The 11,619-nt window shown below is 60.3% G+C and carries 9 protein-coding genes and 1 riboswitch; of the genes, 3 read left to right on the forward strand and 6 right to left on the reverse strand.

The features are described 5' to 3' along the window. Nucleotides 1-10 precede the first annotated feature (10 nt). The 4 genes from napA to moaA form a co-directional block, all read right to left on the reverse strand. Nucleotides 11-2,500, reverse strand: coding sequence for a nitrate reductase catalytic subunit NapA (gene napA / locus BN1128_RS20825; RefSeq protein ID WP_042872384.1), 2,490 nt, complete (start codon nt 2,498-2,500; stop codon nt 11-13). A gap of 129 nt (nt 2,501-2,629) precedes the next feature. Beyond that, a complete protein-coding gene (locus tag BN1128_RS20830) occupies nt 2,630-2,893 on the reverse strand; it encodes a chaperone NapD (RefSeq protein ID WP_042872385.1) in 264 nt (87 codons plus the stop codon). 29 nt (nt 2,894-2,922) lie between these two features. Beyond that, the gene (napF, locus tag BN1128_RS20835; protein WP_042872386.1) at nt 2,923-3,432 is read right to left on the reverse strand and encodes a ferredoxin-type protein NapF; all 510 of its coding nucleotides are present in this window, start codon (nt 3,430-3,432) and stop codon (nt 2,923-2,925) included. A 251-nt stretch (nt 3,433-3,683) separates the two neighbouring features. Further along, nucleotides 3,684-4,679, reverse strand: coding sequence for a GTP 3',8-cyclase MoaA (moaA, locus tag BN1128_RS20840; RefSeq protein ID WP_042872387.1), 996 nt, complete (start codon nt 4,677-4,679; stop codon nt 3,684-3,686). Next, nucleotides 4,667-4,806, reverse strand: a riboswitch (molybdenum cofactor riboswitch). It overlaps the preceding gene by 13 nt. A gap of 79 nt (nt 4,807-4,885) precedes the next feature. Here moaA and narQ point away from each other — a divergent pair. The 3 genes from narQ to BN1128_RS20855 all read left to right on the forward strand — a co-directional run bounded on the left by narQ (nt 4,886) and on the right by BN1128_RS20855 (nt 8,408). Beyond that, a complete protein-coding gene (narQ, locus tag BN1128_RS20845; RefSeq protein ID WP_042872394.1) occupies nt 4,886-6,598 on the forward strand; it encodes a nitrate/nitrite two-component system sensor histidine kinase NarQ in 1,713 nt (570 codons plus the stop codon). Continuing rightward, nucleotides 6,598-7,236 (forward strand): two-component system response regulator NarL, encoded by a 639-nt coding sequence (narL, locus tag BN1128_RS20850; protein WP_011705476.1) that lies wholly within the window; start codon nt 6,598-6,600, stop codon nt 7,234-7,236. The genes narQ and narL overlap by 1 nt, the downstream gene beginning before the upstream one ends. Nucleotides 7,237-7,832: 596 nt before the next feature. Beyond that, nucleotides 7,833-8,408, forward strand: coding sequence for an LON peptidase substrate-binding domain-containing protein (locus BN1128_RS20855; protein ID WP_042872396.1), 576 nt, complete (start codon nt 7,833-7,835; stop codon nt 8,406-8,408). A gap of 229 nt (nt 8,409-8,637) precedes the next feature. Here the strand turns inward: BN1128_RS20855 and BN1128_RS20860 are convergent, their stop codons facing one another. Further along, nucleotides 8,638-10,734 carry a hybrid sensor histidine kinase/response regulator gene (locus BN1128_RS20860; RefSeq protein ID WP_042872398.1) on the reverse strand — a complete coding sequence of 699 codons (2,097 nt, stop codon included), beginning with the start codon at nt 10,732-10,734 and terminating at the stop codon, nt 8,638-8,640. Nucleotides 10,735-10,754: 20 nt separating this feature from the next. Then, the coding region (locus tag BN1128_RS20865; protein ID WP_042872401.1) for an FIST signal transduction protein at nt 10,755-11,619 on the reverse strand (865 nt) is incomplete at its 5' end.

Raw genomic sequence — 11,619 nt, forward strand, 5'->3', positions numbered from 1 at the left:
CTCCCCCGCCTTATGCCTTGACGACCTTGACGGCGCACTTCTTGTAATCCGTCTCTTTGGAGAGCGGATCCGTCGCGTCCAGGGTCAACTTGTTGACCAGCTGGCTCGCGTCGAAGAAGGGCATGAATACCAGACCTTTGGGCGGACGGTTGCGGCCGCGGGTCTCGACCCGGGTCTTCACCTCGCCACGGCGGGAGGAGACGATCACCTCTTCGCCACGACGCACGCCACGGGCCTTGGCATCTTCCGGGTGCATGAAGAGCACGGCATCCGGGAAGGCGCGATAGAGCTCGGGCACGCGACGGGTCATGGTGCCGGTGTGCCAGTGTTCCAGCACGCGGCCGGTAGAGAGCCACATGTCGAACTCTTTGTCCGGCGCCTCGGCGGCCGGCTCGTAGGGCAGTGCGAAGATCACCGCCTTGCCATCGGGCTTGCCGTAGAAACGCACCCCCTCACCCGCCTTCACATAGGGGTCGAACCCCTCGCGATAGCGCCACAGGGTCTCCTTGCCATCCACCACGGGCCAGCGCAGACCGCGCGCCTCGTGATACTGATCGAAGGGGGCCAGATCGTGACCATGACCACGGCCAAAGCTGGCGTACTCCTCGAACAACCCCTTCTGGACGTAGAAACCAAAGTGTTCGGCCTCGTCGTTCAGGGCGCCCTTGCTCTGCTCTTTCGGGAACTGATCGACCTGACCGTTGGCGTAGAGCACGTCGAACAGCGTCTTGCCCTTCACTTCCGGCATCTTGGCGATAAGCTCGGCCGGCCACACCTCTTCCACCGTGAAGCGCTTGGCGAACTCCATCAGCTGCCACAAGTCGGACTTGGCCCCTTCCGGCGGCTTGACCTGCTGGTGCCAGAACTGGGTGCGGCGCTCGGCATTGCCATAGGCCCCCTCTTTTTCCACCCACATGGCGGTGGGCAGGATGAGGTCGGCAGCCTGGGCAGTCACGGTCGGGTAGGGATCGGACACCACGATGAAGTTGGCCGGATTGCGGTAACCGGGCAGCCCCTCCTCGTTCATGTTGGGGCCGGCCTGCATGTTGTTGTTGCACATCACCCAGTAGGCGTTGAGCTTGCCGTCTTTGAGCATGCGGTTTTGCAGCACGGCGTGATAACCCACCTTGTCCGGTATGGTGCCTTCCGGCAGTTTCCAGATCTTCTCGGCGATGGCGCGATGCTTGGGCTCGGTCACCACCATGTCGGCCGGCAGACGGTGGGCAAAGGTGCCTACTTCGCGCGCGGTACCGCAGGCGGAAGGCTGACCGGTCAGGGAGAAGGGACCCGAACCCGGGGTGGAAATCTTGCCGGTCAACAGGTGGATGTTGTAGCAGAGGTTGTTGGCCCAGACGCCACGAGTGTGCTGGTTGAAACCCATAGTCCAGTAAGAGACCACCTTCTTGCTCGGGTCGGCATAGAGCTGGGCCAGCTTCTCGAGCTTGTCCTTGGAGACGCCGGAGAGCTTGGCAACCGAGTCGACATCGTAGTCCGCCACGAATTTCGCGAACTCATCGAAGCTCATGGGGGTGGAGTCACCACTGTCGGGATTCTTCGCCTGCTGTTGCAGCGGGTGAGTCGGACGCAGGCCATAGCCGATGTCGGTGACCCCCTTGCGGAACTGGGTGTGCTTGTTGACGAACTCCCAGTTCACCTTGTCGTTCTGAATGATGTAGTTAGCTATGTAGTTGAGGATCGCCAAGTCGGTCTGCGGCGTGAACACCATGCCGTTGTCGGCCAGTTCGAAGCTGCGGTGCTCGAAGGTGGAGAGCACGTGCACCTGCACCTCTTGATGAGACAAACGGCGATCCGAGATGCGTGACCAGAGGATGGGGTGCATCTCGGCCATGTTGGAGCCCCACAACACGAAGGCATCGGCCTGCTCTATGTCGTCGTAGCAGCCCATGGGCTCGTCCATGCCGAAGGTGCGCATGAAACCCACCACGGCCGAGGCCATGCAGTGACGGGCATTGGGATCCAGGTTGTTGGTCCGCAGCCCCGCCTTCATCAGCTTGGCGGCGGCATAGCCTTCCCACACTGTCCACTGGCCGGAGCCAAACATGCCGACGGCGGTCGGCCCTTTCTCTTTCAGGGTCGCCTTGAACTTCTCGGCCATGATGTCGAATGCCTGATCCCAGCTGATGGGGGCAAAGTCACCGTTCTTGTCGAACTTGCCATCCGTCATGCGCAGCATGGGCTGGGTCAGCCGGTCCTGGCCATACATGATCTTGGACAGGAAGTAGCCCTTGATGCAGTTCAGGCCCCGGTTGACCGGTGCATCAGGATCGCCCTGGGTCGCCACGACGCGCCCATTCTGGGAGCCCACCAGCACGGAACAGCCGGTACCGCAGAAGCGGCAGGGTGCTTTATCCCAGGTGATGGCGGTCTTGTCGGTGCTGGTGATCAGGTTGGCCGCCAGCGTGGGGGCACTGACTCCGGCCACGGCCGCGGCAGCAGCCACCGCATTGGCCTTCATAAAGTCGCGTCGACTCAGCTTCATGACATTTCCTCGCATTGCTTAATCACATCAATGACAGCCATAGTGACGAGCCGCGCTGGCTCAGCTTCATGGCGCTTTATTGCTTTTATCAGGCATCGCGAACCTCGCGGCCTCGCCCTCACGGCGCTTCTATTCATTGCATTCGACATCGAGCTCATCGAACTGATGGTAAATCAGGGCGGCGGACAACACGCCCGGCATGGCATTTATTGCATCTATGGCTGCCATGATGGGGCGCTGACTGGGCCCTTCCAGGGTCACCACCAACTTGCCGATCTCACTGACGGCGTGGACCTCGGCCCCCTCAAGGGAGGCTATCTGTTCTGCGAGCTGGTGACGCAGGGAGGGCTGGGTCAGCACCACCAGGCTCGATACATGGAACTCTTGGTTCATTGTGGCTCCTGCTTCACACACATCCTGACTCATGTTGGATCCTCGGATTTGGGTGCGCCGACCCGGATGCTGCCCACCGGACAGTCCATCACGCAGGCGCCACAACCGGTACACGAGGCGGCATCTATGCTGGGAGTCGGTACCCGGCCCAGCACGGGAGAAAAGCGGATCGCACGGGTTTCGCAGCTATCCTGGCAGCGCTGGCAGAAGACCTGGGTACTGGCCAGACAGCTGGCTTCAATATGGGCTATGTATCGCCAGGGCGCCTCCGTCATCGGACGAAATACCGGCGCCTTGCAGGCCGTGACGCAATCACCACAGAAGGTGCACTCGCCACGCAGAAAATCCACCGCAGGATAACCACCGTCGCCCTTGATCAGGATCTGCTCCGGGCAGGCTGCCAGGCAGTCGCCACAGCGGGTGCAGTCGGCCACGAACTCGGGCCAGGAGACTGACCAGGGCAACTGAACCCGAGGGTCGCTCGATGTCAGACGACCTCGAAACAGACCACGACGCGACAGGTTGACCCCATCCGGCATATCTACTCCTTTCTGGTGGTTGATAGCGCACGAGCGAGTCCCATGACAGGCATTTTCAATACCTATTATAAGAGTGGGTGTATATTGCGGCCCTGACAAGGTCAGGGATATACCACTAGGGAGATAAACAGGGGGGATTCTTGCGCTGGATCAAACCCTTGGCGTCAAGAGAGAGAAGGGGGGCAGGTGAAAATACCCCCATTTGAGGATTGCTTATTAATCGATGGCTATTTTTCAAGCCCACCTGAGGGTTAGCCGCCGATGGAGGCCAGATGGGGGGTCATGCCGGCATTGCCCTCGTGCAAACGGTGGGATGCAGCCTTGCCGGTGAGGGCGGCACGAATGCGCTGTTGCAGCGCATCCTGCTGGTTGTCTGCCGCCAGCAGGTCACGCAGCTCCACCCCGTTGTCGCCGAACAGACAGAGATGCAGCTTGCCCACGGAGGAGACCCGCAGCCGGTTGCACCCGGCACAGAAATCCTTGCTGTAGGGCATGATGAGCCCCACGCCCCCCATTGACTCCGGATGCATGAAGACCTGGGCCGGACCATCATCCGCACCACGCAGCTGCTGGACCCAGCCACTCTCGAGCAGCCGCTGCTTGATGAGATCACCGCTGGCGTGATGGTTCTGAAACAGGGTATCCATCTCGCCGGTCTGCATCAGCTCGATGAAACGCAGCTCGATGGGCTTGTGCCTGATCCAGGCCAGAAACGCATCCAGTTGATGGTCATTGAGCCCCTTGAGCAGCACCGCATTGATCTTCACCGATTTGAAGCCGGCGGCCAGCGCCGCTTCGATCCCGTCCATCACCTCCGCCAGTTTGTTCTCACCGGTGATCTGGTGAAACTGACGGGGATCCAGACTGTCGACGCTGACATTGAGGGCGGTGAGGCCCGCATCGAACCACTCCTGGGCGCGCTCTTTCAAGCGGTAGCCATTGGTGGTCATGGCCACCTTCTCTATGCCCGGGGTATTGGCCACCGTCTCTATGATGGCGGTGAAATCTCGGCGCAGGGAGGGCTCGCCTCCGGTCAGGCGCACCTTGCGGGTGCCCATCGCGGCGAAGCCCGAGACAATGCGGCGGATCTCGTCCAGCGAGAGAAACGACTTGCGCCCCTCTTTGTTTCCGTCCGGAGGACGATAACCGTCCGGCAAACAGTAGGTACAACGAAAATTGCACACATCGGTGACCGACAGGCGCAAATAGTAAAAACGACGGGAAAAACCATCTTGCAGTGGCGACATAAACACCTTTCCAAATACGGGAGGCCAGGGCATTTCTTTCCTGACCCTTACAGCTCGAACATCGGCTGACGGCGGTTTTCCCGTATCGCAAGGACTTAGGCAAAACAGCTCGGAGTTCATCTAGTTTTTCGATGCTAGCACAAGTTGGAGTACACTCCCATGCTACTTTGTGGGGTTATTGTCTGGTGCGAAGGAAGACGATCAGCATGGGAAAGTGGTTCAAAGTGCATTCAGTCAGCAGCGCCATCGGGCGCTCAATGGTGCTCATTCTGTTCATGGCGAGCCTGATCGCCGTGGTGGCCATGGTGACCCTGTTCTACTCGGTGCCCGATGCCAAAGCGATCAACCTGTCGGGTTCGCTGCGAATGCAGGCCTACCGCATGGCCTACGAGATAGAGCAAGGCCAACCCGTGCTGGGACGACTCGATCAGTTTGAACAGACGCTGCATGCGGCCGAGTTGCAGGAAACCCAGCGCTGGATCACCCCTGCCTCCCTGCGCCGTACCTATGGCGAGGTGTTGCTGCAATGGCAGGTGATGCGCGAGCACATCGAGAATGCCACCCCCAGACGGTACACCGACAACACTGAGCAATTTGTGGCGGCCATCGATGACTTCGTCAACCAGATGCAGTACCACGTGGAGTTCAAGGTGCGCATGCTGGCGCTGGCAGAGGGGCTGGGGCTGCTCTCCATCATCACCATCGCCTGGTTTACCGTGCGGTTTACCCGCCAGCAGGTGGTGGCACCGCTCAACCAGCTGGTCTATTGCGCCCGCCAGATCCAGCGCCAGGAGTTCGATCTCACCCTGCCCCCCCATTGCGAGAACGAGCTGGGAGAGCTGTCGGCCGCCTTCGTCACCATGGCCGACGAGCTGGGCAAGCTCTATCGGGAGCTGGAGAGCAAGGTGGAAGAGAAGACCGCCAAGCTGCAGCAGGCCAACGACACCCTCTCCTTCCTCTACAGCACAGCCCAGAAGCTGCATGCGGCGCCGCTGAGCCGGCGCACCCTGCTCAAGCTGCTGGAGCGGGCGGCGGCCCATCAGCACATAGACCACATACGGCTGACCCGCTTCGAACACAACGCCATGCCGGACTACATCACGGGGCGCAAGGGTTGGCCCGGTGATCTCGACTCAGTGGTGAGCTTTCATCTGCAGATGGATGAGCAGGAGTATGGCCGGCTCGACATGATAAGCACTCACCCCATCGACGAGCGACTGATGAAGAACTTCTCCATGCTGCTGGCCCAGGTGCTGCACAAGGATCAGACCCTGCTGCAACATCAGCGGCTGCTGCTGATGGAAGAGCGGGCCGTCATCGCCCGCGAGTTGCACGACTCGCTGGCCCAGGCGCTCTCCTACCTCAAGATCCAGTCCACCCTACTCAAACGCGCCTTTGCCAAGGGGGAGTCCGGCAAGACAGAGGCCGCCATGCAGCAGATCGACGAGGGGCTCAGCAGCGCCTACACCCAACTACGTGAACTGCTCGGCACCTTCCGCCTCAGTATCGGTGACGCCAATCTGGGGGAAGCCATCAAGGTGATGCTGGAACAGCTCAAGCCACAGACCCAGGCCGAGATCGGGCTCCATTACGGTCTGGCCGACACGGATCTGGAGGCGGGCCAGCATATCCATATCCTGCAGCTGATCCGTGAGGCAGTGCTCAACGCCATCAAACATGCCAACGCGCAAGTGATTGATGTTAGCTGTGAGACCCTCGCCAATGGTAACATTCAGGTTCAGATTTCAGATGACGGTGTTGGAATAGGGATCGCAAGCTCGGCGGTCAACCACTATGGCCTTAGCATCATGAATGAGCGTGCCAGCAAGTTGCATGGTCTGCTGACCATCAGCGAGCAGCCGCCCAGAGGCACCTGCGTACATCTGACCTTTCCCACCAGCCTAACAAGAGATGCCTGATGGACGAGATGAAATATAGTGTTCTGGTCGTGGATGACCATCCCCTCATGCGCAAAGGGATTGTGCAACTGCTGGCCCTGGAAGAGAACATAGAGGTGGTCGGTGAAGCGTCCAACGGCACCGACGCCGTCGCCATGGCCAAGGAGTCCGAACCGGATCTGATCCTGCTCGACCTCAACATGAAAGGCCTCTCCGGTCTGGATACCCTCAAGGCGCTGCGCACCGAAGAGGTCACCTCCCGGGTGGTGATCCTGACCGTCTCCGACGCCCGCCAGGACGTGGTCGCCCTGCTCAAGGCCGGCGCCGATGGCTATCTGCTCAAGGATACCGAGCCGGAGATGCTGCTCGCCCAGCTGGCGGATGTGATGACCGGCAAACAGATCCTGAGCGAGCCGCTGCGCCCCTACCTCGAGAACATCTACGAGCTGGATCATCTGCAGCAAAAGCTGGAGAGCCTGACCCGTCGCGAGATGCAGATTCTGCGCGAGATTGCGAAGGGCCTCTCCAACAAACAGGTCGCCTCCGTGCTCCATATTTCCGAGGGCACGGTCAAGGTTCACGTGAAGAGTCTGCTGAAGAAACTCGAGGCCCAGAGCCGCGTGGAAGCAGCCGTCATGTACCTGGAGCAGCGCAACTAACGCGCGCTGGCAGAGCATGCAGCCGAGCGCCTTGTTGCGCTCTATATTCGTGCCTTGACCAGACTGAGAAAACACCAAAGCCCCGCATCGTCGGGGCTTTCCTTATCTGCGCTAAATTTGCCCGAAACCGGGCCTGCCGCCCTTTGCCCCACAACAAGCAAGATGGGCGACCACACAATCTCGCTTGTGTGGAAGCGAAATTCACCCGCTGATTCACCGCATCCGTCACTGCGACACACTTCTATCTTCTCGTGCCCGAACCGGGCCCCCCTGCCTGCTCACACCTTGTACTCAGGCCAGCAACGCGGTTTGCACGCCGTCGCAACGGCCATGCGCATTTTGCACTTGGCTCTTTGCAAGATGCGATGCGCTTCAATTCAGGACGCGGAGAGAGTGGGGGCCGAGTAACCAGGATCCGGCCGTATCCAGCTGACTACGGGGTCACATCGGCAGAAAACATAAAAATATAACTAACTGATTATTAATGACTTTAATCCTCAAGCTGGAGACTGACACCCCCATTCTGGGGCTTTTATCATCCTCTGGCACAGTCGCTGCATTGTCCTATTCAGCAACTACTCAATGGAGGACGGAACATGAAACTTCAACCTTTGGCATTGTTCCCCTTGCCTTCCCACATACTGCCTGGTGGCAAGCTTCCACTGCGTTTGTTTGAACCGCGCCACCTGCAGATGCTCAAAGAGTCATTCATCAATGACCAGGGTTTCGGCATAGTGATGGAAGAGGCGACCACCACGGGCAAGTCTGGGCGCATACTGCCGGTCGGAACCCGGGTCAAAGTGACCGATTTCTACACCCTGAATGACGGCCTGCTCGGCGTCACTGTGCTCGGCATGGAACGTTTCTGCATCCATGAAATGGAAACGGACGAAATGGGATTGCGCCGGGCCAAGGTCGAAGCGCTGCCCAACTGGCCGAGCGCCCATTCAGACTTCAGTGACAAACCGCTGGTCACCCGGCTGCGGGAAGTGTTCGAGCAGTATCCGGAGCTCGATGAGCTCTACCCGGACAAGCAGTTTGACGATGCGGCCTGGCTCTGCCAACGCTGGCTCGAAATTCTGCCCATGCCCATCTACGAAAAACAGATGTTGATTGCCAAACAAAATAGCGAAGCGGCCCGTCAATTCTTGCGCCGACTGATCGCACAGTGAGTCAAAGAGAACATTGCAAAATGCGAATATTCCCACAATGAAAATAATATTTTCGCATTTTGCAAACGGCGGTGATCGATAAAAAGCAATAACACAGCCGCAAGCCGCATAAACAGGTTCTGAAAAGTTGGCACGACTTTTTCATATAGAACCGTACAACCCGATTTATCCCGTGCTCTCTTCAGTATTTGCTGAAGAATTGGTCAACCACCTAGGTTGACCATTTTTTTTACCTGCGATCCGGCAACACTGAGCAGATATGGCGCTGCAGGCACTCTCTCAGTCGCATCAGGCTGATGGGCTTGGCCAGAAAATCATCCATTCCCTGAGCCAGGCAACGGGCCCTGTCTTCGGCCATGGCATTGGCCGTCAAGGCCACTATGGGCACCTTGCAGCCCAGTTCCCGCAAGCGGCGAGTCGCCTCCAGCCCATCCATCTGCGGCATCCGCATGTCCATCAGGATGAGATCCGGCTGCTGCTCCGCCACCTGGGCCAGCGCCTCCAGGCCATTGGCCGCGAGCCGTACCCGGCTCACCAATTTTTGCAGCATGAGGGACACCACTAGCTGGTTGACCGGGCTGTCTTCCACCACCAGCACATCCAGATCCTGAATGGGCAATTGATCCGGCTCGGGCCGGCTGCTGCACTCGCACGGCAGCGCCATGCCGGGCAGCTCGAACCAGAAGCAGCTGCCCTGGCCGGGCGCGCTCTGCAGGCGGATCTCTCCGCCCATCAGCTCCACCAGCCGTTTGCTGATGGCCAGCCCCAGCCCGGTCCCGGAGAAACGGCGGGTCGCCGAGCTGTCGACCTGGGAGAAGGGCTCGAACAGGAGCGCCTGATCCTCGGCCGAGATGCCGATCCCGGTATCGGTGACCGACACCCGCAGCCGTTGATCGTGCCAGCCCAGTTGCAGCAAGACGTTGCCCTGGCTGGTGAACTTCACCGCGTTGCCGAGCAGGTTGCTGATCACCTGTGACAGCCGCACCGGATCCCCCTGCAACTGGGACGGAACCGCCTCATCCACCCGCCAGCGCAGGGCTATGCCCTTGCTCCTGGCGCGCTCTTGCAGCGGTTCGATCAGGGATTGGCACAGCTGGCTGGGGAGCAGGGTCTCGCAATGAAACTCCAGGGTATGGGATTCTATTTTCGAGAAATCGAGCACATCGTCGATGATGGTCTGCAGCAGACGGGCCGAGTGGGTGGCATGTCCGAGCAGGGTCTGCTGCTGAGGCTCGAGCTGGGCATGTTGCAACAGATCCAGCATGCCCAACACCGCATTCATGGGGGAGCGGATCTCGTGGGTCATCATGGCCAGGAACTGCGACTTGGCACGGTTGGCCGCCTCGGCCTCATCCCGTGCCCGGGCCAGCTCCTGCTCGCGGCGGATCTGGTTGCCCACATCCCGCGCCGTGCCGCGATAGCCGATGAAGAGACCGGCGGCGTCAAAGCAGGGCTCGGCATTGATCTCCATCCAGCAGGGCCCCTTGGCCAGGCTGACCTGGGCTCGCACCGCCCGCACCGGCAGATGCAACTCGATGAGGCGGCGGTACTTGCCCCACTCGGGATCCCGCCGATCATAGACGTAATCGTAGAGACTCTGACCGGGCGGATGCGCTTTCACATCCCCCTGATAGCCGGGCGCCGACACATAGCTGAGCCTGTGCTCCGTGTCCGTCTCCCAGAACCAGTCGGAGGCCATGCCGGCGAAGCTGCGAAAACGCTGCTCGCTGGTCTGCAGCGCCAGCGTCTTGAGTTCGACCTGCTCCTGCAAGCGGGCCCGATAGGCGATGTTGACCAGCGCCTGGGAGATGAGCGGACGGCAGCGTTGCATCGCCGCCTTGCTCTTGAGATCGAAGGTACCCATCACTGCGTGACGGCATATGAGGACGCCGGAGAAGCCGGGGGAGCGCAACCCCGTCATCATGACGCTGGCCCAGCCGGCCACATCGGCCAGTGGCGCCAGCTCGGGCAACTGGGTCGGATCATAGATGACCAGGGTCTCCCCCTCGATGGCGCGAGAGAAGAGCGGGGTCAGCTGCCAGCTGCGCCCCACCTCGCCATCCTGGGTGCTGAGGTGGGTGATGCCGCCACCAGCCTCCCAGGCCACCACATCCGCATGTTCGAAACCAATGAAGGGCTTGAGCGCCTGGATGAGGCTGTCCAGCACCTGCTCCAGGGTCTGGGCATCGGCCAGTGTCGCAACCCCGCACAGCAGGGTCTGCGACTCCTGGCGGTACTTGGCCTCGCGTTCCCGGCAACGCACCAGCTCCACCAGCGTGGTCTGCAGCTTGTCACCCAGGGCTTCCAATTCCGTATTACCTATCATCTTGTTTCCAGCGCCATATATCAGCTGTCGAGGAAGATCACGCTCGATACCATCAGGTTGCCGTGTGCCAGCTCACCGTGGGGCAGACGCCCCTGCTCACCGAAGGTGAACGGAGTAATGAAGGGGATCTCCCCCAGCCGGGTGTGAAATTGATCGACGAATTGGCATAAGCTATCACCAAGAGCCAAGCGACAACCAGCACAAAAGATCACGAGGGCCCCGAACGGCTGCATCTCGGCGGTCATGCCGTACTCGGGTTCGATGCGAGTCGCATTCAGACTGCGTTGCAGCAAGCCTTCCTGACTGCTGTACATCAGCAGCAGTCGCTCGCCGAGGCGGGTATCGGTGAAGAGGCGCAATCCGCCACCTTCTGTCACTGCCTCGGGATGAGATAGCTTGTAATAGGGCATGTCGTCCAGGGTGCCCACCTGGCGGGCCAGCGGCGAGAGGGTGGTATCCCGCAGTATGGGCCCCACAGGCCAGGCAGTGGCTCGCCCGGTCCAACGAGCGTAGACCTCGGCGGCGGGCTCATGATCTATGGTGAGGATCTCGCGCCCCGCCAGGGCGGTAATGGTGCCGCGATGCTCGGTCGGGACATAGCCCGAATGAAACTGGAACGCCAGCTGGCAATCGGGATAGAGCACCGCCAGCACCACTCCCTCGCGGGCACTGCCCTCATCCCAGCACAACTGCCAGTCGCCGCTGACACTGTTGTCGGCCGCCGAGCCTCCCACGACAGGGACGGTCGTTCCCAGCTCGGCTTCGATACTGGCCAGCATCGACTCCTCCTGGCCCGGGCTGGCATGCAACAGGATGAGCTGAGGCAGCTCGCCGGGACGCCCGCCATCGGCGATGGCAGCGCGCAGCAGCTGGCGAATATCCACG

The sequence above is a fragment of the Aeromonas piscicola genome (genome assembly GCF_000820005.1).
GTDB lineage: Bacteria > Pseudomonadota > Gammaproteobacteria > Enterobacterales > Aeromonadaceae > Aeromonas > Aeromonas piscicola.